Source organism: Streptomyces cavernae (genome assembly GCF_004023625.1).
In the GTDB taxonomy this organism is placed as follows: domain Bacteria; phylum Actinomycetota; class Actinomycetes; order Streptomycetales; family Streptomycetaceae; genus Streptomyces; species Streptomyces cavernae.
Genome location: NZ_RPDJ01000047.1, coordinates 42,220 through 68,890, shown reverse-complemented (window position 1 = coordinate 68,890; position 26,671 = coordinate 42,220). Strand labels below are relative to the sequence as shown.

The following is a 26,671-nucleotide window of genomic DNA, read 5'->3' as shown; positions in this document are numbered from 1 at the left end:
CGCAAGATGTCCAACTATCGACTCAAACGGGCCGAACACCACACCTGGCCCCAACCCACCCACACCGGCACCCGAGCAGTCCGCATCCAGCGACCCCAACCCGCAACCACGTAAAACAACGGCATTGCGCCTAGGCCCTGTCGTCAAATTCCCGTCTGCCGCGCGACGCCACGCAGCACGGAGGCACGCGGCCTTGCCTTACACCGAGTCGGCTGAACCGCGGCTGAACGGCGCGGCCTTGAGGGCACGGGTCATCTGGTTCCGGCGGCGCCAGCCGCAACGAGCCCCAGGAGGTTGTCGTGAATCTCGGTGAACCGGGCTCGCACCGCTTCCGCGGCCTTGGCGACAGCGCGCGCGGCGGGATCGCGGGGCCGTTCGAGCAGCAGGTGGGCGGTGTCGGCGAGGGCGGTTTCGGGATCGTCGATGCTGAGTGGGCCTGCGACACCGGCGTCGTTCATGACGGTGCTGAATCCGACCAGCACGGCGTGCAGGGCGTACATCTGCCTGGACAGCGGGAGATCGTCGCGCACGATCCCGTGGTCGCGCAGGATCGTCAGGACCGCGCTGCCCATGGCGCTCGTGGTGGCCTCGGCGAAGCGCTCCTGATCGGCGGGGCGGTGGAGCAGTTGCCGCAGGGCGCTGTCGTCGGTCCAGAGCCACCGCAGCCACGGGTTGGCCAATGTCGTGCGGATGAGCAGCGGAGCGAAACGGCGAGGCAGGATGGACTGCGGGTCCTGGGCGATCTGGTTGTTGATGGTCTCGATCCAGGCCAGTACCTCGCGCGCGGCCAGCCCGACGAACAGGTCTTCCTTGGTCTCCCAGTACAGGTAGACCGTGCCCTTGCCCACGCCCGCGGCCGCGGCGATCTCGGCGATGGTCACCTTGCGGAGGCCGTGTTCGAGGACCAACTCGCGCGCGCTGTCGAGGATTCTGGCCGCCTTGACGGAGTCGTGTTCGATCAGCCGGCTCACCGTCGTGGTTCCTCCCGTTCGCTCTTCGGCAGCATGATGTCACGGAGGTCCACGGAGGTGAGCCGGCCGTGGGGCGGGCTCAGAGGCCGGGTCACATCAGGCCGATGTCGACCGTCTTCATCCGGGAACGCTTGCTGCGGTGCTCGGCCTCCGAGAGGAGCGTTCTGCCGAGCGTCGTACCCACCACATGGTCGAAGACGAACCGGATCCCGTACTCGCCGCGGTCGGCCGGGACGAAAAGCTTTCGCATGGCCATGCCGCTGCCCTGGTGGAACTCGATGAAGGGGCGGAGTTTCTCCTCCCAGGCCCGCAGGGCGCGCGGCACCTCTCCGGGATACAGCTCCAGCATCGTGCCCAGCATGTCGGCCCCGGCCAGGCCGCTGGAGGCCCCCATCCCGGAGTAGAGGGTCAGGCACCACGCCGAGTCGCCGACGAGCACCACCCTGCCCTGGTGCCACGTGTCGAGCCGCACCTGCTCGGCGGTGTCGAACAGGTGGTCCGGCGCTTGCTCGAACTGGTCGAGCAGCCAGCCCAGCGTCGAGCCCGTGGGCTCCGGTCCGAACACCGCCCGCAGCGAGTCGATGGCGGGCCGGGTGAACTCGCGGTCCACATCGTCGGTCCGGTAGTTGAACAGCACCGTCGGTGGCCGGTCGGCGAAGGCGAACACCCATGCCGACCGGCCCACCTCGGACATGATGATTCCGTCCGTGCCCCGGAAGCCGGGGACCGGGCCGGGCAGGGCGCACGCCGCGAGCATGTAGCCGAGACGGTGAATGCGGCCGTCGTCGGGCCCGAACGCCAGCCGGCGCACGGTCGAGCGCAGGCCGTCAGCCCCGACCACGAGGTCGAACCGTTCGGTGGTCACCGTCCCCGCGGCTCGGTCCTCGATGTCGACCTGCACGCTCTCCGCGTCTCCCGCGTTCTGGCGTAGCGCGACCGGAACGGACGAGTACCGGATCTCCACGTCCTCGGGCAGGGCATCGAACGCGGCCTGCTCGACGTCGCCGCGCACGACCGGGCGTGACTCGCCGGCCACGGCCTCGGCGAAGCCCATGCCGCGCCGCCGCCGGCCCGCGCGATCGACGTTGTAGTAGGCGATGTCCGTCGAGAAGCGGTCCGGCACCTCGATGCCGAGGCGCTCTGCCGCGGTGATTCCGGTGCCGAAGAGAGTGAGGAAGTACCCGCCACGGCGGCGTTCGGCTGCTTTCTCCAGGACTACAACGTCCCAGCCCGCCTTGTGCAGCCGCAGCGCGGAGGCGGTTCCGCTGACGCCGAGTCCGACTACGAGAGCCCGCTGTCGTGGGGTGGTGTTCGTCTTCATGGCCCCAGAGTAGACTTACTGACCAAATTAGTCATCTGGTCAGTCGCGGCGGGGGGGACAGGTCGCGACCACACGAACGGAGTTCCGCCATGCCAACCGTCTTCGTCCACGGCTTCCCTGAGACGCCGGAGGTTTGGGAACCGCTGCTCGTCGAGCTCGAACGCATCGCTCCCGCTCGACCCGGCCCGATCCGCCTGTGCCCGCCCGGTTTCGGGGCGCCCTTGCCGACGGGGTTCGGTGCGACCGTCGGTGAATACAGGGACTGGCTCATCGGCGAATTGGAGCGTTTCGCCGAGCCCGTCGACCTGGTCGGGCACGACTGGGGCGGCGTGCACACCCTCAACGCGGTGATGGCCCGCCCGGACCTCGTGCGCAGTTGGGTCAGCGATGTGATCGGCCTGTTCGAACCGGACTACGTGTGGCACGAGTTCGCCCTGAGTCAGCAGGCGCCGGAGAGCACAGGACCGGACCCCGCTGTCCCGCTCGGCCCGGACCCCGCGATGCGGGTCGCGATGCTCGTGAAGTTCGGCATGAGCGAGCCGGTGGCGAAGCGAGTCGCGGTAGGCCAGGACGAGGCGATGGGACGGGCCGCGCACGCGCTCTACCGGTCAGCCGCCCAACCGGTGATGGCCGAGCTGGGCCGGAACCTCGAACGCGCGGCGCAGCGGCCGGGCCTCGCCCTGCTCGCCACCGAGGACCTCTTGGTCGGGACCGACGAACAGCGGCGCCGCACGGCGCGGCTGGCCGGCGCCGGGACCGCGACGCTCGACGGGCTCGGTCACTGGTGGATGACGCAGGACCCCGCCCGTGGTGCCCAGGTGCTCACCGACTTCTGGGACTCGCTGGACCGCTGAGTCGGGCTGGATCGCGAGTACATCCGCGACCGCACCTCGAAGCCGACGAGGCCGCCCACAATCATGGAGTCTTGTGCGCGGCCCAACGGTGTGCGGCCGGGACCAGTGGGACCTGACCGCCGCCGATGCGGATCTTCGAAGAGCGGCCAGAGCTGCCACCGAAGCCGACCGGAGAGACGCAGGTCACACCCAATTACCTGTCACATATAGCCAGGTCGCCGGTCTATAGGGTGTATCCGCAACACGGCAAGGAGATCACCGTGGAATCGCGTATCAACTACTTCGGCCACCCTCTCGCGGGAAAGGTGCTGAAGCACATCAACTCGGCCAACAAGGTGGTTTCGGACTCAACGTTGCCGGCCGTGGTCCAGGAACTGGTGAAAATTCGCGCAAGCCAGATCAACGGCTGCGGCTTCTGCACCGACATGCACACCAAGGACGCCACCCTGGCGGGAGAGACCCCGCAGCGCCTCAACCTGATTGCGGCCTGGCGCGAGGCCAAGGTCTTCACCGAAGCTGAGCGTGCCGCACTGGAAGTGGCGGAGCAGGGCACCCGAATCGCCGACGCGGCCGGTGGTGTCACCGATGAGGCCTGGGCGAACGCCGCCAAGCACTTCGACGAGGAGCAGCTCGTCGCCCTCGTCTCCCTCATCGCCGTCATCAACGCCTACAACCGCATCAACGTCATCAACCAGCAGCCTGCCGGGGACTACCAGCCCGGCCAGTTCGGCTAGCCGGCACCTTCCCCGGCCAGGTACACACGGTCCGTCTCCGCGCCGCCCCGACCTACGGCGGGGAGACGGACTACCTGCGTCAATCGTTTTGCTGAACGGTGCGTTGGCGTCGCCGTCTCCCAACCCGGGACCACATCGGCCGACTCCGGCCGACCGTCACTCGGCAGCACACCCACTCGCGTCCTCAGAGGTCATCCGGCCGGCTCCGCGTCGGTGGTGGCCTTCGTTTCCGTGGTCGCGTGCACCGCGTCGGCGCGACGCGGTGGCTCCATGACGTCGTTGTTCCCGGTGACGTCGTTGTTCTCGGTGACGTCGTTGTTCTCCCTACCCTCCTCCCTCCGCTTTTTCAGGGCGAGTTCCCTGGCCGTCTTTTCCGAGTGCAGCCTCATTTCTGCCTCTGTCCGGTGTTCGAACACTGTTGCCTCCTTTGAGCTGTGCTCCGCCGCGGTACGCAGGAAGATCGGGGATTGACGGCCGGGGTGTGCGGGATGCTTGCGTTCCGTCGCAAACCCCGGCCTCCACGCGTGTGTTCGGGAGCTCCAGGTCAGTCCGAGGGACGCGGTGCTCGTAGGTGAGTCCGCTGTGCCAGTTCTTCCTCGTCGACCAGCGTGAGCATCGGCTGGCCCGGCTCACACAGCATGGTCACGGTGAACCGGGTCTGGGCCTCCGTCAGAGCGTTGCCGTCCTGGTAGTGGATCACGTCGCCGCCTGGCTCCCAGAAGGTCTCACCGGCCTTGACCACGCGCTCGGGCTCCCCCTCGATCTCGAAGCGCACCGCGCCTTCGATCACGTACCCGAAGGCCGGCCCCGGGTGGCGGTGTGGAGGAGTCCCAGGGTCACCGGGCGGCCACTCGACGAAGAGGGTCATGGCCGAAGCGCCCTCGGGGATGTGGGGCGGCTTGGCATCCTGCAGCATCTTCGCTGCGGTCTTCCATGCCTCGGATCTCGGCTGATCGTTGGTCTTGCCCGCTGAGTCCTTGTCCGACACTGTGCTGCACCTCCATAGATCCGCCCCGGAATGGGCGAAGTACCGCCGCCGTACACTCCAGGGTTCGCATAACTGTTTCGCAGTGATGACCGTGCACACGGTGTGTCTGTGACAGCGGGTTCGTTCAGCCTGCGCCGCCCACTGTTCGCTGTTCGCTGTTCGCGGCACTTGGTCCTTGAACCGTGGCACTACTTGTTGAGCGGTGTCACAACAACGGCACGACCGCGGTCGTAGTCAGTGGAGTGTCTGATTTCGCCGACATGAAGGAACCAGCGGGGTCGCTGACCCCTCGCAGGGAAGGAACCCCGATGAGAGTCGTTGTCGCAGGGGCCACCGGGCTGATCGGCTCCAGGACGGTCGCCAGGCTTCGGGATCACGGTGTGGAGGTCGTGCCCGCTTCACGCCGTGATGGTGTCGATGTCATCACCGGTCGCGGCCTTCGAGAGGCATTGCGAGGCGCTGATGTGGTGGTCGACGTAACCAACGCACCATCACATGCGTCCCAGGCCAGTCTGGAGTTCTTCCACACCGCTACGAGCAACCTCCTTGCCGCCGCGTCCGCGGCCGGTGTCGAGCACCATTTGATTCTCTCGGTTGTGGGAGCCGAGCGGCTGCGGTCAGGTTACTTCCGCGGGAAGCTGTCGCAGGAGGACGAGGTACGGCGATCACCGATCCCTCACTCGATCGTGCGTGCCACTCCGTTCTTCGAATCCGTCGAAGCCATGGCGACCGCGAAGACCTACTACGACCGCGTACATGTGGCGCCGGTCCTCATTCGTCCCGTGTCGACGGATGACGTCGCCGCAGCCGTCGCGCATGTCGCCGTATGCCTTCCGCTGTTCGGCACCCTCGAGGTCGCCGGCCCGGAGGAGCACCACCTCGACGACCTCACAGCGCAGGTGCTGGCCGCCCGGCATGACAAACGGGTTGTCGTCACCGATGTGCACGCCCGGTACTTCGGTGCCCAGCTGGGGAAGGGAGCGCTTCTCCCCGGAGCGGACGCCCGCTTCGGCCACACGACGTTCACCGAGTGGCTCGCCCAGCCCGTCGTCCACGCGCGGGGATGACGGCCTGGCCACCGCAAACGCCCTCGCGACGTCCGTCGCGATCGCCTTACCGCCGACCGCCATCTCCGCTCCCCGCCACGCAGGAGTACTGTCATGAGTGAGCCAGCCAGCCGGCCTGCAGAGTCCTCTGCGATGAGTGAGCTCGACCAGCTGCCCGACCGTGACGCCGAGGAAACGAAGGAATGGCAGGCATCACTCGACGCTGTCATCAGGCATGCTGGGCCCGAACGCGCCGTTTACCTGCTGCGGCGTGTGCACGAGTACGCGGCCAGGTCCGGAGTGGCCCTGCCGGGGCTTGTGTCCACGGACTACATCAACACCATACCGGCGTCGTCCCAACCGGCCTTTCCTGGCGACATCGCGATGGAGTCCCGCATCACCGCGCTGAACCGGTGGAACGCTGCCGCGATGGTGACCCGCGGTTCCCGCCTGGGCCTCGGCGGTCATATCTCGACCTACGCTTCGGCGGCATGGCTCTATGAGATCGGGTTCAATCACTTCTTCAAGGGCAAGGACGGTGACGGTTCCGGGGACCAGCTGTATCTGCAGGGACATGCTTCCCCCGGCATCTACGCGCGGGTGTTCCTGGAGGGCCGGCTGCGCGAGGAGCACCTGGACGGCTTCCGGAGAGAGGCCGACGGCCACGGCCTGCCGTCCTACCCGCACCCCCGGCGCCTGCCGTGGCTGTGGGAGTTCCCGACCGTGTCCATGGGGCTCGGTCCTCTTGACGCCATCTACCAGGCCAGATTCAACCGCTATCTGCGCGACAGGGGCATCAAGGATACTTCCGGGTCGCGGGTATGGGCCTTCCTGGGAGACGGGGAAGTGGACGAGCCCGAGTCGACGGCCGCACTGGAACTTGCGGCCCGTGAAGGTCTCGACAACCTCACCTTCGTCATCAACTGCAACCTGCAGCGGCTGGACGGTCCGGTGCGGTCGAATTCCAAGATCGTGCAGGAACTCGAGGCCCGTTTCCGCGGCGCGGGCTGGCATGTGGTGAAAACTCTCTGGGGTGAGGCCTGGGATCCCGTGCTTCAGCAGGACGCGGACGGCTCTCTCGTCCGCCGCCTCGGTGAGGTGCCCGACGGTCAGCTCCAGACGTACGCCGCACGGGACGCCGCCTACATACGCGAACACTTCTTCGCCGGGAATGAGTTGTCCCACCTTTCTGCGAGTCTGAGTGACGCGCAGCTCACCGACCTCTTCGGGAACTCCCGGGGCGGGCACGAACCCCGCAAGGTCTACGCCGCCTACAGGGCCGCGGTTGAGCACATGGGGCAGCCGACCGTCGTCCTCGCCCAGACGGTCAAGGGCCACACGCTGGGCTCGGACTTCGAGTCCCGCAACGCCAATCATCAGATGAAGAAGCTGACCACGGCCCAGTTCCGTCGGATGCGCGACGCATTGGAACTGCCCATCCCGGACAGCGCGTTGAGTGGGGACCTGGTGCCGTACTGGCACCCCGGTGAGGGCTCGGAAGAGGTGCAGTACCTGCGTGAACGGCGTTCCGCTCTGGCAGGCCCCGTCCCGCTGCGGAGGGTGGTGACCAAGGCGCTCAAGCAGCCGCCGTCCGGCCCCTTCGAATCCCTTCAGAAGGGTTTCGGCAGGCAAGAGGTGGCCACCACCATGGCGCTGGTCCGGCTGGTCAAGGAACTGATGCACGTCGAGGAGACAGGACGCCGCTGGGTGCCCATCATCCCCGATGAGGCACGCACATTCGGCATGGAGTCCCTGTTTCCGACGGCCGGGATCTACTCGCCGGGGGGTCAGAACTACGAGCCGGTCGATGCCGATCAGCTACTGCGCTACAGAGAGGCCAAGGACGGCCAGCTCATCGACGAAGGCATCACCGAGGCAGGGTCGTTGGCCGAGTTCACCGCCGCGGCGACGTCGTACGCCACACACGGCGAACCCATGATCCCGTTCTACATCTTCTATGCCATGTTCGGGTTCCAGCGCACGGGCGACCAGTTCTGGGCCCTGGCGGATCAGTTGGGACGTGGCTTCGTCATCGGGGCGACGGCCGGCCGTACGACGATGACCGGTGAGGGCCTTCAGCACGCCGACGGGCATTCCCATCTGCTGGCCTCCACGAATCCCGCCGCCGTGAGCTACGACCCGGCCTTCGCATACGAGATCGCCGTGATCGTCAGGGAAGGGCTGCGCCGGATGTACGGCGACCAGCCCGAAGACATCTTCTACTACCTGACGGTCTACAACGAGCCCAAGCAGCAGCCGGCCATGCCCTCCTGGCCGTCGGTGGAGGAAGGGATCCTGCGAGGCATCTATCCCTTCCGGCCGGCAGAGCCCCGCGACTCAGGGCCGCGGATCCAGCTGCTGGCCTCTGGCACGGCCATCCACTGGGCGCTCGATGCCCAGGAACTTCTGCTGTCCCAGTGGGGAGTCCACGCTGACGTCTGGTCAGTGACGTCCTGGACGGAGCTGCGCCGCGACGCCCTGTGCGCCGATAGGGCGCGCCTGGGGGGCGAGGAGCGCGTCCCGTATGTGACGGCGGTGCTGTCGGGCGCACGAGGGCCCGTGCTGGCGGTCAGCGACTGGATGCGGCAGGTGCCCGATCAGATCAGCCAGTGGGTCGAGCAGGATTACTCGTCGCTGGGAACCGATGGTTTCGGATTGTCGGACACCCGTGATGCCGTGCGCCGATATTTCCGAGTTGACGCCGAGTCGATCGTTGTCGCCGCACTGGACCGGTTGGCGCGGGCCGGCGCCGTCGACCCGGAGACGGTTGTCCAAGCGCGCTCCCGATACAGCTGGCAGATGTGAGCACCTTCTCGATGGCACGGTCGCCCGCCGACTTAAGCAGGCCGACGAAACGGTCGAGGCACTCCGGTTGTCCTCCCCGCTGCGCAAAACGGCGGAGTCGTCCGAAGAAGAGACGGCTCAGCCGTCCGAGCTGAAGACCACGGCGGCTTCGTCGCTGAGCCCGCGGACAATTCCCCTCCCCGGCACACTGTCTCGGCCTCACTGTCACAGATGAGTCGCATGGCCTGTCTGCTGGATATGCACCCTTTCCTGTCAGAAGCGTCCGTCGCTCCTCCCCGCCGAGAAGAGCAGGACGCCTATGCGATCAGTGCCGAGTTCTACGACATCTTGCAGGGCGAGCAAGACGGGGCACGCGTACGCCAGTTGTACAGCCGCGACGTCGGGAACGCCCGTCTCGCCGTGCTGGACGTGGGCGCCGGAACCGGGCGTGTCACGCTGATGTGCCTCGTGGAATCGCAAGTACCCGTGCATGCTGTCGAGCCCGCGCGTTCCATGCGTTCTCCGCTGATGACGCGCCTCGCATCACTGCCCTCCGACCTGAGAACGCGGGTCACCGTGCACCCCCACACGCTCGACGAGGCCGGCTTGCACAAGGTGGCCGACGTGGCCATATGCCACAACACGATCGCCTGTCTTCACCCGGCTTCCCGGCGTGCACTGTGGCCTGCCATCGCCGGGGCACTCGTGCCCGGAGGTGTGTTGCTCATCCAGCTCCCGCCTGCCTGCCTCCCTCACCACGAGACCACGCACGACCTCCCGACCCAGAGGGTCGGCCAGCACGAGTACGGAGGGCGCATGGTGGCGTCGGCCGACGTGAACCGTATCCGGACACGCTTCGAATACTGGGTACGGGGCGAGGGCGGTGTGCTGCGCGAGCACACCGAAACATTCTGGATGTGGCCGACCGCCCGTACGGAGGTGATAGGCGAACTGGAGAAGTCCGGATTCGCTCCGCTGCCCGAGCGGGCCGATCCTGCCGTGCTGGCAGTGCGGCTCACACGGCGATGCCCAGCGCCCCGATCTCCGGAGCATGCACGCCTGCTCCGACTGGGACTTGCGACAGCCCTTCCGCCGGCTCCGCGCTGAGAGCCCGACAGCGGGCGGACGCAGGCCGGAGTGGCCGGGGCTGTCCGCGCCCTCGGGATCGTCACCCGATTCGGCAGCCCGCCGCTTCCGGTGGGGACTCCGTATCGACGGCTGTCACAACCGAGGTGACTTGTCGGTCAACTAGCTGTCCAGTTCCGCGCCCTGCCGTGTACCGCAACGTTGACGGAGTCATGAAGTGACCGAGGAAAATCCCTTGCCCAATCTGTCCACCGACAAGGACTTCGACGGAGAGTCCTTCGTCCCCATATACACCACGACGGTGACGGTGAGCGGCGGAGTGGCGAGTCATGGGCGGGCCTCGGGCAGAGCACGCTCGGATGACGGCGTTCTGGACATCAACCTGCGTATGCCTGCCGAACTGGGCGGCGACGGCCGGGGGACCAATCCCGAGCAGTTGTTCGCTGCCGGCTTCGCCGCCTGCTTCCACGGGGCACTGAGCCTGGTGGCACGGCAGGCCACGCTCGATCCGGCCGCGATCTCCGTGGAGGCAACCGTGGCGTTCGGGCGGGACCCCGACGACGGTGGCTACTTGTTGCGCGTCGACCTGGTGGTCAGGTGGCCGGGCATCGACCCCGAGATCGCCGCCCCGCTCCTGGACAAGACCAATTCGCTGTGCCCTTACGCGAAGATGGCCTGGCAGGGAACACCGACCACCATCACGCTGGCTCCCTAGCCGACGACTTCGCGGCCCGGCCCGTGGCTGAGGGGTCCTTGCACTATGAGCGTCCGATGAGGTCGCGTGGTCTGGTGCCGTGCATCGCAAGGCGCCGGAGAGCCCTGGATGGGGGTGCCCCCTGCTCGAGCGGAGCCGAGAGCTTGGGGGAGGAGCTACCTGGGCTTTTCGGCAACGCGGCGATGGGGGTGCCCCCTGCTCGAGCGCAGCCGAGAGCTTGGGGGAGCGGTGCCGGGCCGCGCGACCCGGGCGGGCATAGTGCAAGGACCCCTAAGGCCAGGCAGCGCTGCACTGTGTGACGGACTCCGGCCACATGTCACATGAGCGAGAGCTTTCCTGTCTTAGCGGTGAGGGACGAGTCACGGCATACCGACGCACTCGCCGCCCCACTTGGTGTCCATGGACCGCACAGCGGTGCACCCCGTCCGAAAGGCAGACTGATGAACACACGCATCGTGTCAGTGGCCGAGGGTCAACGCCTCGCCCGCTCCCTTGCGATCGGCCCTCATACGCTGACTGCGGACGAACCCCAGCCCATCGGCACCGATACGGGGCCCACACCGGTAGAACTGCTACTGGCCGCGCTCGGGTCGTGTACCTCCATGGCGGTCCGGGCCTTCGCGGACCGCCATGGTTGGCCGCTCGACCAGGTCGACGTAGCTGTGCGGTTCGATCCGCAGGGGCAGGTCGTCAAGAACATTACGTTGGCCGGCGATCTGGATCCTGCCCGCATTGAGGAACTCTTGGCAGCTGCGGGGCGCTGCCCTGTGCATCGCCTCCTGACCAAGGAGATTTCGATCGTCACCGTGCCCACTGTCATGGCGAGGCCCTCGGAGTCCCGCAATCGCACACTGCCGCGGTGACCGGCCCTACCGTGGCAACCGAGCGATCGGACGGTGGTCGCCATCAAGGACGAACGGCTCGCCCGGCTGCCCCGAGGGCGTCGTGGAGAGGTGTCACAGATCCCGGTACGGCCTGGTCGTAGTGAGTGACAACCCGGCGATCGGAGTGAACCGTGGCTTTCAACGAACAACGTCTTGCCACCATGGTGCTGGTGATCGGCACCGGAGGCGCTGGGCTGCGAGCCGCAATCGAACTGGCTGAGGCCGGCATCGACGTCCTCGCGGTCGGCAAGCGCCCCAGGGAGGACGCCCATACGGCACTTGCTGCCGGAGGGATCAACGCGGCTCTGGCCACCATGGACCCCGAGGACAGCTGGCAGCAGCACGCGGCCGACACGCTCAAGGAGAGTTATCTGCTGGCCGACCCTCGCACCGTCCAAATCGTCACGCAGGGTGCCGCCCGAGGCATCGACGACCTGGAACGCTACGGCATGGCCTTCGCCAGGGAGGAGGACGGCCGAATCTCCCAGCGCTTCTTCGGCGCCCACAAGTTCCGGCGCACCGCCTTCGCGGGCGACTACACCGGCCTGGAGATCCAGCGCACGCTCATCAGGCGCGCGGATCAGCTGAGGATCCCCGTGCTCGACGGCGTCTACATCACCCGGCTGCTCGTGCACGACGGCGCCGCCTTCGGTGCCTACGGCTTCGACCTCACGCGCGGAACGCGCTACGTGATCCACGCCGACGCCGTCATTCTCGCCGCGGGCGGTCACACCCGCATCTGGCGGCGCACGTCCTCACGGCGCGACGAGAACACCGGCGACTCCTTCCGCCTGGCCGTGGAGGCCGGAGCCCGCCTGCGCGACCCCGAGCTGGTGCAGTTCCATCCTTCCGGGGTCATCGAGCCGGAGAGCGCGGCCGGAACCCTGGTCAGCGAGGCCGCCCGAGGGGAAGGAGGGATCCTGCGCAACGCGCTCGGGGAACGGTTCATGGCGCGCTACGACCCCGACCGCATGGAGCTGTCCACCCGTGACCGGGTGGCCCTGGCGTCCTACACGGAGATCAAGGAAGGGCGCGGGACCTCCAAGGGAGGCGTGTGGCTGGACGTCTCCCACTTGCCACGGCAGACGATCATGACGCGGCTGCCTCGTGTCTACCAGACGCTTCTGGACCTGCAGATGCTGGACATCACCCGCGAGCCGATCGAGATAGCGCCCACCGCGCACTACTCGATGGGCGGGGTGTGGGTGCGTCCCGAGGACCACAGCACTGGCGTAGCCGGCCTGTACGCCATCGGAGAGGCGTCGAGCGGGCTGCACGGCGCCAATCGCCTCGGTGGGAACAGTCTCATCGAGCTGCTGGTCTTCGGCCGCATCACAGGCCAGGCGGCCGCCGCGTACTCGCGGTCCCTGACCGCGCAGCCGCGGTCGGCGTCGGCCGTCGCGGAGGCCCGCGCGGAGGTCGACGCTCTTCTCGCGGCCGACGGACCGGAGAACGTCCGCGCCCTGCAGCGTGCCATCCGCAACACCATGACCGAGCATGCGGGAGTCGTGCGCGACGAAGAGGGCCTGCGGGCCGGGCTGGCGGAGCTCGCAGTGATCGAGAAAAGGATGGAGGACGTCGGCGTACACCCGGACATCGCCGGCTATCAGGACCTGGCGCACGCCTTCGACCTCAAGTCCGCGGCCCTGGCGGCCCGGGCCACCCTCGAAGCAGCACTGGAGCGTCGCGAGACACGCGGCTGTCACAACCGCAGCGACTACCCCGGCCTGAATCCCGCCCTGCAGGTCAATCTCGTGTGGTCCCCGACGGCCGGCATCACCCGCGAGAGCATTCCGGCCGTCCCCGACGAGATTTCCTCCCTGATGGAAGAGGTCTCGACCGAAGGAAAACTTGCCGAATAACCTCGTACGACTCTGCGCGGCGCGGGACGGCGGCGCGCCCGTCTGCTCTCTTTCCCGCACGCCAGGTGATCGCCGGCGGAATCGTGGCGCGAGCGAACCAACAGTCGCGCTGTCTCGTGCCGCCGGCTCCTGACGGACATTTCGGGGAACTCCGGATTCTTGCGAGCCTCTGTCACAGGCAGAGCCCCTGTCTTGTCTCTTCTAGTGCAGACCGAATTCGGTGCCGGTGGACAGATCATCGCAGGATACGCGCCGCACCATGAACACTTGCGAGAGGAATCCGTTATGAAGGTCGTAGTCATCGGTGGAACCGGGCTCATCGGCTCGAAGCTGGTCAGCAAACTCAATCAGCACGGGCACGAGGCGGTCGCGGCCGCGCCCAACACCGGCGTCAACACTCTGACGGGCGAGGGCCTGGCCGAGGTCCTGGAGGGCGCGTCGGTCGTGGTCGACGTTTCCAACTCGCCTTCCTTCGAGGACCAGGCCGCCATGGAGTTCTTCCGCACCTCCACGACCAACCTCGTGAAGGCGGAGGCCGACGCCGGAGTGACGCACCACGTGGCGCTGTCCGTGGTCGGTACGGACCGGCTCCAGGAGAGCGGGTACTTCCGCGCCAAGCAGGCCCAGGAAGAGCTGATCAAGGAGTCCGGCATCCCCTACTCCATCGTCCACGCGACCCAGTTCTTCGAGTTCATGAAGGGGATCGCGGAGATGTCGACCGTTGGCGACACCGTGCGTCTGGCCCCCGTCAAGATCCAGCCCATCTACTCCGACGACGTGGCCGCGGCTGTCGGCCGCACCGCGGTAGGCCCCCCGGTCAACGGCGTGGTGGAGGTCGCGGGCCCCGACGTGTTCCAGCTCGACGAGCTCATCCGCAAGGGACTCGCTGCCAAGAACGACCCCCGCACGGTCGTCACGGACCCGCACGCCCCGTACTCCGGCGCCCAGGTGAACGAGACCACGCTGCTGCCGGGTCCGGGCGCGCACATCGCCGGAACCCGGTTCGCCGACTGGCTCGCGCAGCAGCAGTAGGTCCTGCCGTGGCCCCTGCCTGCCGGCAGGGGCCACCCCCGCAGTCCGGCCGCAGAGTCGCTCCACCACATGCACAGACACTGCGTTGGCCTTTCGCGGAACAAGCCGTTTTCGGTTCACCTCTCGCGGCTCCAGGTATCGGCACTCACGACCGGCGGCATTTCACTCGAGACGCGGCCCTCAATTCGACTGCACGGCCGCAGTGTGCCGGAATGCATCCCTGTCCGAAATCCCAGCAGGAGGGAACGCCCGCCATGTTCAACCACAAGGAAATCACTGTTCTGAATACCGCCCGCTATACAGGGCTGACTGGCGTCTACACCATTGACCCGGCCCATAGCGCGATCGGTTTTTCCGTCCGCCATGCCATGATCACCAACGTGCACGGAAAATTCACCGCCTTCGAAGGGCTGCTCAAGCTCGACGGGTCCCATCCCGCCCGGTCCGAGGCCCATGTCAGTGTCCAGACCAGCAGTCTGGACACGGGCATTCCGGAGCGGGACGCCCATGTCACCGGCCCCGACTTCCTCGACTCGGCGACGTTCCCTCTCATGAGCTTCCGTTCCACCAAGGTCGCCGATGCCGGTGGCGACCGCTTCACCATGACCGGTTACCTTCGGATCAAGGACGTCGAACTGCCCATTCACATCGACCTCGAGTTCGGTGGGGCAAGCCGGGACACCAACGGGCACAACCGTGTCGGCTTCGAGGGGACAGCCACTCTGAAGCGCTCTTACTGGGGAGTTGACTGGAACTCGCCACTGGCAACAGGTGGGGTCCTGATCAGCGACAAGGTGAAGCTGACTCTCGACATCTCTGCCGTACAGCTGGACGAGGCAGAAGCTTCCCAAGGGCTGTAGGCGCCTGTCGACGCATCAAATACCTGACTCAAGGAGGGGCCCCCTGCCGGCCCCCCTCCGTGCTCCGTCCGCAGAAGGACAACGATGACCCGAGCCACTGAGAACCGAATCGATACGGCGGCCACAGTCGTGGCGCTGACCACTGAAGCCACTGAGCTGGAGACGCGCGTCAACGAACTTCGCCAGGAAATCGTGGACCTCAACAAGCGGATCGAAGCGATCTCCGACGCTCTGCACCAGCTCCCCGCACATTCGTCGGCCGTCAGCAAGGCATCGGTCCCCGACGAACTCTGAGGCGCCATACGCTTGCCGCCGGGCCGGCTCCATCAGTCGAACTGGATGCCCGTTCGGGCGACCAGGAGGACGCCTGCCCGGCGCGGGCGGTCCCAGGTTCCCCCATGTTCCAGCGCATACCCAGGCGGCCGGGGAAACCGGCGAACGGCATGACAACGGTGGGTGTTGGTAGCGTCAAGGTGAGCCGTGTCGACCCGTACGGTGTGCCGCCCGACCGAGAGAGTCATGATGTCCTCGACGATTCGCAAGGCCGTGATCCCCGCCGCCGGACTCGGCTCCCGTCTGCTGCCCCTGACGAAGGCGACACCGAAGGAGATGCTCCCGGTCGGCGACAAGCCGGTCATCGAACACACCGTGCGCGAGCTGGTGGACTCCGGCATCACCGACATCACCATCGTCGTTTCCGGCGGCAAGAACCTCATCCAGGACCACTTCCGCCCCAACCCCGCGCTCGTCGAACAACTCCGCGCAGACGGCAAGACGGCGTACGCGGACGCGGTGGAGGAGGTCGCGGAGCTGGCCCGCCAGGGACACATCACCTACCTCGACCAGCACGGCCCGTACGGCAACGGCACGCCGGTGCTGAACGCCGCCCGTACCTTCGGCGACGAGCCGGCGCTGGTGCTGTGGCCCGACGACGTCTTCGTGGCCGAGGTCCCCCGTGCCCAGCAGCTGATCCGCGCCTACGCCCAGACCGGCTGCCCGGTGCTGGCCCTCATGCCGATGGACCCCACCGACTCACAGCGCTACGGCGTGCCGATCGTCAAGGAGGATCTCGGCGACGGCCAACTCCGCATCACCGGCCTGGTGGAAAAGCCGGAGCCCGCTGCCGCCCCGTCGTCGTACGCGGCCATCGGCGGCTACGTCGTGACGCCTGGCATCATCGACGAACTGCGCGAGCAGAGCCGCCGGTGGTACGAGCACAGGACCGGCGAGGTCTACCTGACCGACGCCATCAACGCCTACGCGTCCACCCGCGCGGTGTACGGGCAGGTCATCAGTGGCCGCTGGTACGACACCGGTAATCCTGCCGACTACCTGGTCGCCCAGATGGCGTTCGCCCTCGCCCACCCGGAGTACGGCCCCGTCCTGCGCGGCCTGGTCACCGAATTCGACGCCGACCGTGCCGCCGCCCTCGATGCGGACACCAACACGTGACCGCCTACTCCTGGGGTAACCGGTCGAAGTGGGCCTCGACGGCGGGGACGAGCCACTCCATCAGTTCCTCGAAGTCGAGTGAGGCCAGCGGCTCCACCGCGAGGACGTGGCGCAGCATGACGATGCCGGCCAGGTGCGCGGACACCAGGGACGCGAACGCCGGTGTCCGCGCGGTCTCCTCGGGGGCGATCCGGCCCAGGCACGACACGAAGGCTGCCTCGATCCGGTCACGGAACACCTTGGCGATCGCCTCGTCCGACAGGCTGGTCCGGTAGACGGCGACCAGCGGGAGGCGGGTCGACTCGTCCTCCCAGAGGGAGAGGAACGTCCGGGCGACCCACTCCCCGCGGTTCTTCATCCCGGCCTCCGCCTCGTCGTCCGTGCGGAAGCCGAAGAAGGCGGACATGTCGATCCGGAAGAAAACGGCGTCCTGGAAGAGACCCTCCTTGCTTTTGAAGAAGTGGTGGATCAGCGCCGGGTCCACCTGCGCCTGCCGGGCGATCCCGCGCATCGTGGTGCCCGAATAGCCCTTGGCGGCGAAGAGTTCGAGCGCAGCCGTGAGGATCTGGGCCCTGGTGCTGCTCCGTCCCGGACCTCGGCCGCCACCCCGTGAGGGCCGCCTCCCGCGGGCCGCGGCACCGTGGCGACCGGCGGCGTTGTCCGGACAGGGGCTCCCGGCTCCGTTGCTCATTGCACTCTCCCTCATGGCAACGGTTCGTCCGTCACGGTGGTCGCGCCGCAGTGGGCACGGATGAGGGCGATCACGGTGTCGGTGGTGCGGTCGAGGTGACTGCGGCCATCGGGCAGCTTGCCCTCCGGGCTGATGTAGCTGCGCGGCCCCAGGTGAGTGGCCGGGTCGAGCCGATGCACGGTGATCTTCCCGGCGCGGCGGGCGCGGTTCCATCCGCTTCGGCGGAACAGCCGCCAACGCTGCGGGAAGATCCAGGCGCCAAGCCGCTCGATCCGGTCGCCGGCGCTGGTGAGTTGATGCACGTGCTCGGCATGGGTGAGGTCGTTGGCGCCGTTGTGGAACCCGCCGAGCGTGATCACCACGAGGGGGCAGCGCAGCTCGGAATGCAGTTCGTCAACCGCGCCGGTGGCGACCTGCGCGCCGCCGCTGTAGCTCAGCAACACCACGGGGATACCGCTGTCGGCTTGGTAGCCGGCGAGCCGGAGCTGTGTGGCGATCTGGGAACCGACGGCCCGGTTGTACAGGGGGCGGTACCGGTGGTCGGCGGCGACGAAGACCTGCATGACGTTGTGCAGAAACAGCAGCAGCGCGACGTGACGGCGCAGCCATGCCCACACCGGCCGATCGGCAAGCGGGTCGGCCAGCGGCGAGTAGGGCTGCACCTGACCCAGCACCCGCAGCTCCGGCGCTCCGGCGATCACCGCCTTGACCAGCTGGCCGCCGTCCCGGGTGTCGCGGACGCGGCGTTTCCCGATGCCGTCCAGGTAGACCAGGTAGGCATCCGGGGGACTGTCGGGGGCCGCACCCCGGGCATACGGGATGCCCTCCGGGAGCTGGGTGACAGGAGCACGCAAGCCGGCGCTGTAGACCAGCACCTCGTGCCGGGCCAGCAGAGCTTCGGCGAGCAGAGCCGGCCCAAGGGCGATGGCCCAGAGCAGGAATTGGTTCATGCGATCGACTCCGTTGCCCGGGGCGCGCTGATCCACACGACCAGACGCCGAACGGTCTCGACAGGGACACCGAGCCCGACCCCGGCGATGGCCACGTAACCGGCGGCGCTCCACCAGCCGAGCCCGGTCGCCGCCGCGAGCGGGCCGGCCAGACCGGCCCCCACCCCCACGAAGAGCAGCAGGTGGAGCAGGGGCCCGAGCAACGGGAACGCAAGGACGGCAGAGAGCACCAGCGGGGCGACCAGGCTTGGTGTCCACACCAGCGGGGGCCCGGGCGGCGGAGAGGACAGCACGAACTCTGCCAGGGTCCACGCGGTCAGCGGCCACAGCGCGAACACAGCGCCCTCGAAGAGGCCGGCGGCCAGCAGCGCCCCGGCCACAAGGGTCCGCGACATGCCGTGTCGGCGCGCTACCAGAGGCAGGATGCGCCCGACGGCCTCCGACAGCCCGGCGAACACCAGCAGGACGACGACGGGTGACATCACTCAGCCTCGCTGTGAAGGATCGACGGGAACCGGCCGACGGACCGAGCCGGCCGCATGCAGGTACCGCTCGAGTTCGTCGGCGGCCCGCCGGTATCCACCCGCCTTGTGCTGGGCGGCCTTCAGGGTGGTCGCGGCCTCCCGGAACCCGGGCTCGTGGAGCAGGCGCCGGGCGAGGGCACGCACGGAGCCCCTGGCGACCTCCTGGGTACGGATCGACAGGCCGGCGCCGAGCTCGACGACGCGACGGGCCACCATCGGTTGGTCGGCGCCCTGCGGCACCACCACCATCGGGACCCCGGCGTACATGGCCTCGTTGACGCTGTTCATCCCACCATGGGTGACGAACAGCGCCGCACGGGCCAGCACCTCCGGTTGCGGCACGAAGCGGCGGGCGAGCACATTGGCCGGCAGCGGCCCCAGCGCGTCGGGATCGGTCTGCCCCGTGGACACGACCACGGTGCCGCCCAGCGGGGCGAGCGCGGTGGCGAAAGTGCGCAGCAGCCGTGGATCGGCGTTGAACACCGTGCCCAGCGAGGCGTACAGCACCGGGTCCTGGAGCCGGTCGACCGGGAAGGACAGGTCGACCGGTCGGGCGCCGATGCTCGGGCCGACGAAACGGTAGGACTGGTCGAAGTCCTCGACGGCAGGCTGGAATTCCCGCGAGGTGTAGACGACGTTGAGGGGCTGGCGGATGTTCGCCAAGTCGAGCAGTGGCAGCCCACCCGTGTCGAAGTGTCGGTGCAGCTTCCAACGAGACCGCAGGTAGCTCCGGACGCTGCGGGGCCGAGTCCTCGCCGCGGCCAGCAGGTCCCACGAGCCGCGGGTGGGGCTGGGGACATGCCGGTTGAAGGCGAACGTGGTGAACGACGCGGCCGCCGGAACCTTGAGTTCGCGGGCGGCGACCGCGCCCCACAAACAGGCGCTGTCGTGGACGATCAAGTCGGGCCGGTCACGGCGGAGGTCGGTGAGCACAGCGGGCAGCCACCGGACGGTGGTGCCCGCGAGCGCCTCCATCCACGTGACCGGCGTCGGCGGGTCGGGGAGCGGCTGGTCGCCCCCGGGGTAGAGGTACACCGTCGCACCGGTGACCTCGATCTCCTCACGGAACGCGGGCGAGCTGTGGTACGTGATGGTGTGGCCGCGCCGGACCAACTCGGCCACGACCGGCAGCGTCGGGTTGATGTGCCCGTGCATGCCGATGTTGAGGAACGCGATGGTACTCACAAGTCCGCCTCCAACAGGGAAGAAGTCGATGACACGTCGGGACTGGCGGATGTCGCCGAGGCGTCGTCGACCCGGTACAGACCGGGCCCGCTGATGCGCAGCCCGTCGAGAAAGCGCCCCGCCGTGCGGGACGCGGTGCTGATCAGCCGCTGGGAATGGCCGAAGTCCCACGGGGCGGGCCAGGTCTCGATGCCAGTCGGGAGCACAACGGTCGGTATGTGCTGGGACACCTCATGGAGGTCGCGCTCGATCTGATGGCGCAACAGCAGCAGCCCGGCCCGGCCGGCGATCGCACTGGCACGTCGGCGCGGATGGGTGGGGCGCAACGGTGAGCTCTCCGGCCCGGTCGACAGCACCACCACGCTGGCCGCCCCAGCCTGGTGGGCCGCCAGTACCGGGACATAGGCGACCACCCCGCCGTCGACGAGTGTCCGTCCGTCACGATCCACCGGGGGCAGGATCCCGGGAATGGCTGCGCTCGCCAGCAGCGCGGACTCGAGGTCTCCGTGGTTGAGCAGCACCGGAGCGCCGGTGGCCAGATCCATGGCCACGGCGGTGAACGGGACCGCCAGCTGCTCGATCCGCGACGGCAGCCCGGCACGAGCGATCAGTCGGCGCAGGCCGCGATCGGTGAAAACGCTGGCCCGTGTGGACAGGTAGCCGAGCGGATACACCTCACGGCGACGCAACTGCGTCCACAGGTGATCCAGCCATGGTGCGGCCGTGTTGGGGTGGGCAGCCGCGATCGCCCCGTTGAGTGCACCCACCGAGGTTCCGATGATCATGTCCGGGACGAACCCGCGTTGCTCCAGCGCGTACCCGACGCCGACATGCGCCGCTCCCAGCACACCACCGGCGCCCACCACCACGGCCACGGGGCGGGGAAGGGCGCGCAGACCCGCCGATGCGTGGTCACCGGGCGGCCGGCTCGATGACAGGGCAAGTGTCCCCTTGCCGCCCGTCACGGTTCGAGGCCTCTCATGGTCACGTCCGCGCGCCGAGTCGCCTCCGCGGAAGCCGAAGCGCGCCCAGGGGACTGGTCCCCGCCAGGTAACCCTCATGATGGTCAACCCTCCTCACCACGGCGCCGACGCGGACTGGTTTCGCGGCCAGGACCGGCCGGCGGCAACGGTGGCGGTGGCCATGAGGGAGAGAGGAGTACGAACCCGTCGGTAAGACCAACGACGTTTCATGGGAGACCTTTCGAGGCAGGGACTTCAGCCGTGTCCGGGCCGATGCAGGCGGCGATTGCGGTAGGGCACTGTCGCGGCTGTTGGAGAGGCAGTCCGTGGTCGGCGCGCGAGGCGGCAAGCGAGGAGGAGATCCGGGCTTGTCCAGGAACGTGCGTGCGTCCGCGAACCAGGCTCACTCACGGTGCCCATCGTCGCTGTGCGGGCCTTTGGACAGGTGAGGACGGGCTGGTCGCTGTCCCGCACCGATGAGATTCGCGCGCAGACGTACCGGGGGGATGGGAAGGGTTTCGGTCCTGCTGATCCTTGGGATGCTGCGGCCGAGCTGCCGGCCCTCAGTCGCTGTGCAGGGCGGTGCGCAGGGCGCGGATGGCCTGCTCCACCGCGGCAGTGGCGGCCTGCGTGGTGCGGAGGGGATTGAGCATCATGAAGTCGTGCAGCGTGCCGTTGATGCGGATGCTCGTGGTGGGAACGTCGGCCTGGGTCAGCTTGCGGGCGTACGCCTCGCCCTCGTCCCGCAGCACGTCGCTGTCGTCGACGATGACGAGCGCGGGCGGCAGCCCCTGCAGTTCCTCCAGGCTCGCCCGCAGCGGCGAGGCGGTGATCTCCGCCCGCTGGGCGAAGTCAGTGGTGTAGCAGTCCCAGAACCAGGACATGGCCTCCGCCGTGAGGTAGGGGCCGTCTGCGAACTCCCGGTAGCTGTCGGTGTTCTGGCCCGCGTCCGTGACGGGGTAGTACAGCGACTGGTGCGCAAAGGTCACATCACCGCGCTGCTTGGCCATGAGGGTCAGTGCCGCGGCCATGTTGCCGCCGGCGGAGTCTCCGGCCACCGCCAGGCGGGAGGCGTCCATGCCTTCCTCGGCGCCCTTCGCGGTGATCCACCGAGCCGTCGCGTATGCCTGCTCGATGGCCACCGGGTACTTGGCCTCCGGCGCACGGTCGTACTCCACGAACGCGACGGCGGCGTTCGTCCCGACGGCCAGCTCGCGCACCAGACGGTCATGAGTGTCGGCGTCGCCCATGATCCAGCCCCCGCCGTGCACGTAGAGGACGACCGGCAGCGTGCCTCGACCACCGACGGGCCTGACGATCCGTACCCTCACATCGCCCACCTCGGCGGGCACCGTGATCCATTTCTCCGCCACGTCCGGCTTCTCCACCGGCACTGCCTGCAGGCCGTCCAGGAGCTTCCGGGCACCATCCGGACCGAGCTCGTACAGGAACGGCGGATAGGCCGTCGCGTCCGCGAGCTCCTGAGCCGCAGTCTCAAGAACGGGCTTGGTCATCGCTGCTCTCCTTGGGTCGGCAAGGGTTTTCATGCCTGCTCTCACCCTTATGACAGGCCACCTGCTGAAGGTGTGACATACGCCGGGAGAGGGCCGGGGGAACACCGCGAGGGACAAGGTGTGGCCCCTGGGCCGCCGTGGGACGGTGTCCGTCACAGTGTGTGGGGACAGACACAGCAAAATCGGCCTGCTCGTGTCACAACACGGAATGTCATCCAGTCAAGGATGTAGAAGGGCAAATCGAACCACCCGTTTGCTGCTCACAGGTGGGCCGGATGACGCCGCCGCTGCCAACCCGGACGATACGCCGCGTCACCCCTGTTCACCCGACTCGGAACGGAGGCAAATCAGCATGTTGCTCAAGACGGACAGGGACGAAGCGCAGGGCGCATCCACGTTCAGCTTTCCTCCGGCCGGGAGGGTTCCGAAGTCTGGCCTCTCGGAAGGCGACGAACGTCATCCCGCGTCCCCTGAGCGAACTCCCTCTCGCTCACGCCTCATGGATCGTGACAAGTGGCTGGTGGGCCTGCAGTTCCATACTGCCGGCCACCAACCCGTATGGCTTTACTACGTTGTAGATGAGGCCGTCGACACCGATCACGCAGTGCGCACCGCCATCCAGCGTGCCAGCGGTGACCCGGATCGGGTGGTCCGGGGCGACGTCCAGGCCGTGGCTGATCGGATCGAAGTCCAGCGGATACTGCGGAATGCCATCGGTCAGGTCAGTCTGACCATGTGTCTCTGATCTGCTTTGCGAGAGCCGTGCCTCGCGAAGCCATCGCAAATGTGTGACGACTCGGCCGTGGATCGTGGACGATGCCTCGTGGGCGCTGATCGAACCCCTGCTGCCGCCCTGGCCGAACCGGTCGCCGGGGCCAGTGGATGATCGGCCCGGTCTGCAGGGCATCCTGTACGTCCTGCCCCATGACATAGCCTGGCAACTCCTACCACTCTCCCTGGAGTTCGGGACCGGCTCGCCGAGGCGACGCCGGCGGACCTGTCGGCGCCGCTGTACACGGCAGTCGATGCCCGCGGAGGTAATACCCCGCCCCGAAGGCGACACCATCACGGCCCACCACACGGCACCGGCGACCGGGTCGGTGTCGATGGCCTCCTCATCGGCGTATCCCCCGATCTGCAGCGGCCCCTCGGGGGCGATGTCGCTGTGCAGCACACACAGGATGCCATGCAGGCGCAGCCGGTCCGGCACCGGCCGCGGGCCAGGAGCCTCTCGGGCCAGGGCGGCAGCAGCGTGGTGAGCAACGCCCACCGGTATCGGCCCTCGGACAGGAGCAGCTCGGGCCAGCGGCGCTGGGCCGACTTACCTGCTGGGCCGAATTGGTCCTTGCTACCCTCGCCCCAGGCGGTGGCGATGGCGAACGAAAACCTTCGGAGACAGCTGCACGGCCGGCGCAGCGAATGCGACGCGCTCGATCAGCTCGCATCCGGTGTGGAGGCAGGACACAGCGCTGTCCTGGTTTTGCGCGGCGAGGCCGGAATCGGCAAATCCGCTCTCTTGGAATACCTGGCACAACGTGCTTCCGGGTACCGAATCGCCCGCGGAGCAGGTGTCGAGTCCGAGATGGAGCTCCCGTTCGCGGGCCTGCACCAGTTGTGCGCTCCGTTCCTCGGGCGCATCGATCGCCTTCCGGGTCCGCAGGCCGAGGCTCTGGCCACGGCGTTCGGACTGAGCACCGGGCCACCGCCGGACCGATTCCTGGTCGGTCTGGCAGTGCTCAGCCTGCTGTCCGATGTGGCGACAGAGCAGCCGCTGTTCTGCCTCGTGGATGACGCGCAATGGCTTGATCGAGTCTCCGCACAGACCCTGGCCTTCGTCGCGCGACGGATGCTCGCCGAACCGCTCGCGTTGGTGTTCGCCTTCCGTGAGCTACAGGAACACCACGAATTCGCCGGTCTACCGGACCTCACGGTCGAAGGCCTGCAACATGCCGATGCCCGCGCGCTGTTGGATTCGGCGATAAGAGGACCAGTGGACGAGCGGGTCCGCGACCGGATCGTCGCCGAGGCGCGCGGCAACCCCCTGGCGCTGCTGGAATTTCCCCGCGGTCTGACAGCGACAGAACTGGCCGGCGGGTTCGGGTTGCCCAACCCCGGAACGACGGTCGGCCACATCGAGCAGAGCTACCTCCGGCAGGTCCAATCCCTTCCGTCGGCGACGCAACGACTGCTGTTGGCTGCCGCCGCCGAACCGGTCGGCGACGTGATCTTGCTCTGGCGCGCGGTAGAGCGACTCGGTATCGACCCCGGCGCGGCGGCCGCGGCGCAAGCTGCCGGGATGCTCGACATCGGCGCCCTGGTGCGATTCCGACACCCCCTGTTGCGCTCTGCGGTCTACCGGTCGGCCGACCTCGCCGAAAGGCGCGAAACCCATCGCGTCCTGGCGGAGGTGACCGATCCCACTCTTGATCCCGACCGCCGCGCGTGGCATCGCGCCCTAGCGGCCGTGGGACCCGATCAGGCGATCGCCGCCGAGCTCGAGTCATCGGCCGGGCGGGCACAGTCGCGTGGAGGCGCCGCTGCCGCGGCAGCCTTCCTGGTACGCGCCACCGTGCTGACCCCGGATCCGCGGCGTAGGGCGGCGCGCGCAGTTGCCGCTGCGCAGGCAAAGCTTCGAGCCGGCGCGCCCGATGGCGCGCGGGAGCTACTGGCAGTCGCCGAAGTCGGGCCGTTGGATGAGCTTCAGCAGGCCCGCGTAGGTCTCCTTCGGGCGCAGATCGCCTTCGCGTCGAGCCGCGGCACTGAGGCTTGTCCTCTTTTGTTGGCCGCCGCACGCCGCCTCGTACCGCTCGACGCCGGCCTCGCTCGCGAGACCTTCCTGGACGCGATCCTGGCTGCCATGTACGCCGGGAGCCTTGGAGGTGGCTCCGACGTCCGCGCGGTGGCAGCAGCCATACGCGAGATTCCGCCAGTGGCCCGGGCGCCGCGCAATGCGGACCTGCTCCTTGACTCTTTGGTCCTCAGGTTCACTGAGGGATACAGTGCCGCAGCCGCCGCCTCTCAGAGCGCTCTGCGTTCACTCGACTGGGACACCGACGCGGGGGAAGTGATGCGGTGGTGCCGGCTCGCGATCGCTGTCGCGGGCGACATGTGGGACGACCAGAGCTGGTCGGAGCTCGCCACGCGCCATGTGAAGACCGCCCGCGCCATCGGCGCCCTGGGCGAGCTGCCCCTGGCGCTCAGCTCCGCGGTCCTGGTCCACGTGTTCGTCGGCGAACTGGACGCGGCCGCGCTGCTCGTCGCGGAGATCGCGGCGGTGAACGAGGTGGCCGGCGGCGGCTTCGTCTCGTACGGTGCGCTCGGTCTGGCCGCCTGGCAAGGAGATGAACTCATAGCCGATGCGCTGATCCAGGCCAAAATGAAAGACGCCGTGGCCCGTGGAGAAGGTGTCGGCGTGACCGTTGCGCAGTGGGCCAGAGCGGTGCTTTACAACGGCCTGGGCAAGTACGAACAAGCGTTCGCAGCGGCAAGCCGGGCAAGCGCGCACACGCAGGACGTGGCCGTGGCCAACTGGGGACTGACCGAGTTGGTGGAGGCAGGGGTGCGCAGTGGTGAGCGTAGTGCGGCTGTCGCCGCGCTGGGGCGGTTGGCCGAGATGACGGATGCGGCCGGTACGGAGTGGGCGTTGGGTGCCCAGGCGCGCTCCCGTGCGCTGGTCAGCGAGGGTTGTTCTGCTGAGCGGCTTTACCGGGAGGCGATCGAGCGGCTCGGCCGTACCCGGATGCGTGTCGAACTGGCCCGGGCCCACTTGGTGTACGGGGAATGGCTGCGTCGGGAGAATCGTCGCGGCGACGCTCGTGCGCAGTTGAGGTCCGCGCACGGGATGTTTTCCGGGTTCGGTGCACGTGCGTTCACCGAACGTGCCGCCCGCGAGTTGCAGGCCACCGGGGAGACGGTGGCCAAGCGCACGATCGCCGCACCAACGACGCTCACTTCTCAGGAGGCACAGATCGCGCGCCTTGCCCGTGACGGACTGACCAACCCCGAGATCGGCGCGCAGTTGTTCATCAGCCCTCACACCGTTGAATGGCACCTGCGGAAAGTGTTCGCCAAACTCGGCATCACCTCCCGCAGGCAACTGCGCACCACACTCACCGACCGATCAGCCACCACTCCCCCGGCCTAGACGACGTCGTGTCGGCAGCGTCCGGGCAGCCGAGGTCATGGGCAGGCGAAGGTGACCAGGGCCTGGTCATGCTGGACGCGTTTGTCGTAGTCGGCACCTGACGGTGCCCACG

At 67.9% G+C, this 26,671-nt stretch carries 25 protein-coding genes; 15 read left to right on the top strand and 10 right to left on the bottom strand.

Going from position 1 to position 26,671, the window contains the following annotated elements; genetic code table 11:
• Nucleotides 1–251: 251 nt before the first annotated feature.
• Nucleotides 252–971: a TetR/AcrR family transcriptional regulator gene (locus EF387_RS40115; RefSeq protein ID WP_128381546.1), complete on the bottom strand. Its 720-nt coding sequence runs from the start codon at nt 969–971 to the stop codon at nt 252–254.
• A gap of 91 nt (nt 972–1,062) precedes the next feature.
• Nucleotides 1,063–2,292, bottom strand: coding sequence for an FAD-dependent monooxygenase (locus tag EF387_RS40110; protein WP_128381545.1), 1,230 nt, complete (start codon nt 2,290–2,292; stop codon nt 1,063–1,065).
• 89 nt (nt 2,293–2,381) lie between these two features.
• Between EF387_RS40110 and EF387_RS40105 the strand changes: the two genes are divergently transcribed.
• The gene (locus tag EF387_RS40105) at nt 2,382–3,146 is read left to right on the top strand and encodes an alpha/beta fold hydrolase (RefSeq protein WP_128381544.1); all 765 of its coding nucleotides are present in this window, start codon (nt 2,382–2,384) and stop codon (nt 3,144–3,146) included.
• 260 nt (nt 3,147–3,406) lie between these two features.
• Complete coding sequence (locus EF387_RS40100) at nt 3,407–3,880, top strand: carboxymuconolactone decarboxylase family protein (RefSeq protein WP_128381543.1); 474 nt, start codon at nt 3,407–3,409, stop codon at nt 3,878–3,880.
• Between the two features lie 191 nt (nt 3,881–4,071).
• Here the strand turns inward: EF387_RS40100 and EF387_RS40095 are convergent, their stop codons facing one another.
• Both EF387_RS40095 and EF387_RS40090 read right to left on the bottom strand, forming a co-directional pair.
• On the bottom strand, nt 4,072–4,269 hold the full coding sequence (locus EF387_RS40095; protein ID WP_128381542.1) for a hypothetical protein: 198 nt from the start codon (nt 4,267–4,269) through the stop codon (nt 4,072–4,074).
• 155 nt (nt 4,270–4,424) lie between these two features.
• Entirely contained in the window at nt 4,425–4,796 is a 372-nt protein-coding gene (locus EF387_RS40090) for a cupin domain-containing protein (RefSeq protein ID WP_128381554.1), read from the bottom strand.
• 380 nt (nt 4,797–5,176) lie between these two features.
• Here EF387_RS40090 and EF387_RS40085 point away from each other — a divergent pair, with 380 nt between their 5' ends.
• The 10 genes from EF387_RS40085 (at nt 5,177) to EF387_RS40040 (ending at nt 16,589) form a co-directional block, all read left to right on the top strand.
• Entirely contained in the window at nt 5,177–5,935 is a 759-nt protein-coding gene (locus tag EF387_RS40085) for an SDR family oxidoreductase (RefSeq protein ID WP_128381541.1), read from the top strand.
• A gap of 93 nt (nt 5,936–6,028) precedes the next feature.
• Nucleotides 6,029–8,719 (top strand): pyruvate dehydrogenase (acetyl-transferring), homodimeric type, encoded by a 2,691-nt coding sequence (aceE, locus tag EF387_RS40080; protein WP_128381540.1) that lies wholly within the window; start codon nt 6,029–6,031, stop codon nt 8,717–8,719.
• Nucleotides 8,720–8,938: 219 nt separating this feature from the next.
• Nucleotides 8,939–9,805, top strand: a complete 867-nt coding sequence (locus EF387_RS40075) for a class I SAM-dependent methyltransferase (RefSeq protein ID WP_238431965.1) — start codon at nt 8,939–8,941, stop codon at nt 9,803–9,805.
• 214 nt (nt 9,806–10,019) lie between these two features.
• Entirely contained in the window at nt 10,020–10,499 is a 480-nt protein-coding gene (locus tag EF387_RS40070; RefSeq protein ID WP_274388981.1) for an Ohr family peroxiredoxin, read from the top strand.
• Between the two features lie 440 nt (nt 10,500–10,939).
• Nucleotides 10,940–11,362, top strand: a complete 423-nt coding sequence (locus tag EF387_RS40065; protein WP_128381538.1) for an OsmC family protein — start codon at nt 10,940–10,942, stop codon at nt 11,360–11,362.
• Between the two features lie 182 nt (nt 11,363–11,544).
• Nucleotides 11,545–13,245 carry an FAD-dependent oxidoreductase gene (locus EF387_RS40060; RefSeq protein WP_162467299.1) on the top strand — a complete coding sequence of 567 codons (1,701 nt, stop codon included), beginning with the start codon at nt 11,545–11,547 and terminating at the stop codon, nt 13,243–13,245.
• Nucleotides 13,246–13,530: 285 nt separating this feature from the next.
• Nucleotides 13,531–14,277, top strand: coding sequence for an SDR family oxidoreductase (locus EF387_RS40055; RefSeq protein ID WP_128381536.1), 747 nt, complete (start codon nt 13,531–13,533; stop codon nt 14,275–14,277).
• Between the two features lie 254 nt (nt 14,278–14,531).
• Nucleotides 14,532–15,137, top strand: coding sequence for a YceI family protein (locus EF387_RS40050; RefSeq protein ID WP_128381535.1), 606 nt, complete (start codon nt 14,532–14,534; stop codon nt 15,135–15,137).
• A gap of 84 nt (nt 15,138–15,221) precedes the next feature.
• On the top strand, nt 15,222–15,431 hold the full coding sequence (locus EF387_RS40045; protein WP_128381534.1) for a hypothetical protein: 210 nt from the start codon (nt 15,222–15,224) through the stop codon (nt 15,429–15,431).
• A gap of 228 nt (nt 15,432–15,659) precedes the next feature.
• Nucleotides 15,660–16,589: a UTP--glucose-1-phosphate uridylyltransferase gene (locus EF387_RS40040; protein ID WP_128381552.1), complete on the top strand. Its 930-nt coding sequence runs from the start codon at nt 15,660–15,662 to the stop codon at nt 16,587–16,589.
• 4 nt (nt 16,590–16,593) lie between these two features.
• Here EF387_RS40040 and EF387_RS40035 read toward each other — a convergent pair whose 3' ends face one another.
• From EF387_RS40035 to EF387_RS40010, 6 genes are all read right to left on the bottom strand, one after another.
• Nucleotides 16,594–17,280 (bottom strand): TetR/AcrR family transcriptional regulator, encoded by a 687-nt coding sequence (locus EF387_RS40035; RefSeq protein WP_162467297.1) that lies wholly within the window; start codon nt 17,278–17,280, stop codon nt 16,594–16,596.
• An 11-nt stretch (nt 17,281–17,291) separates the two neighbouring features.
• On the bottom strand, nt 17,292–18,230 hold the full coding sequence (locus tag EF387_RS40030; RefSeq protein WP_128381532.1) for a hypothetical protein: 939 nt from the start codon (nt 18,228–18,230) through the stop codon (nt 17,292–17,294).
• Nucleotides 18,227–18,712, bottom strand: coding sequence for a hypothetical protein (locus EF387_RS40025; RefSeq protein ID WP_128381531.1), 486 nt, complete (start codon nt 18,710–18,712; stop codon nt 18,227–18,229). The genes EF387_RS40030 and EF387_RS40025 overlap by 4 nt, the downstream gene beginning before the upstream one ends.
• A gap of 3 nt (nt 18,713–18,715) precedes the next feature.
• Entirely contained in the window at nt 18,716–19,939 is a 1,224-nt protein-coding gene (locus EF387_RS40020; RefSeq protein WP_128381530.1) for a macrolide family glycosyltransferase, read from the bottom strand.
• A complete protein-coding gene (locus EF387_RS40015; RefSeq protein ID WP_238431964.1) occupies nt 19,936–20,904 on the bottom strand; it encodes a patatin-like phospholipase family protein in 969 nt (322 codons plus the stop codon). The genes EF387_RS40020 and EF387_RS40015 overlap by 4 nt, the downstream gene beginning before the upstream one ends.
• A gap of 560 nt (nt 20,905–21,464) precedes the next feature.
• Complete coding sequence (locus EF387_RS40010; RefSeq protein WP_128381528.1) at nt 21,465–22,415, bottom strand: alpha/beta hydrolase; 951 nt, start codon at nt 22,413–22,415, stop codon at nt 21,465–21,467.
• Nucleotides 22,416–22,914: 499 nt separating this feature from the next.
• Here EF387_RS40010 and EF387_RS47195 point away from each other — a divergent pair, with 499 nt between their 5' ends.
• The 3 genes from EF387_RS47195 to EF387_RS40000 all read left to right on the top strand — a co-directional run bounded on the left by EF387_RS47195 (nt 22,915) and on the right by EF387_RS40000 (nt 26,559).
• Complete coding sequence (locus EF387_RS47195) at nt 22,915–23,160, top strand: hypothetical protein (protein ID WP_162467296.1); 246 nt, start codon at nt 22,915–22,917, stop codon at nt 23,158–23,160.
• A gap of 43 nt (nt 23,161–23,203) precedes the next feature.
• Nucleotides 23,204–23,674: a transposase gene (locus EF387_RS40005; protein ID WP_162467295.1), complete on the top strand. Its 471-nt coding sequence runs from the start codon at nt 23,204–23,206 to the stop codon at nt 23,672–23,674.
• A 113-nt stretch (nt 23,675–23,787) separates the two neighbouring features.
• A complete protein-coding gene (locus tag EF387_RS40000; RefSeq protein ID WP_128381527.1) occupies nt 23,788–26,559 on the top strand; it encodes a helix-turn-helix transcriptional regulator in 2,772 nt (923 codons plus the stop codon).
• Nucleotides 26,560–26,671 lie beyond the last annotated feature (112 nt).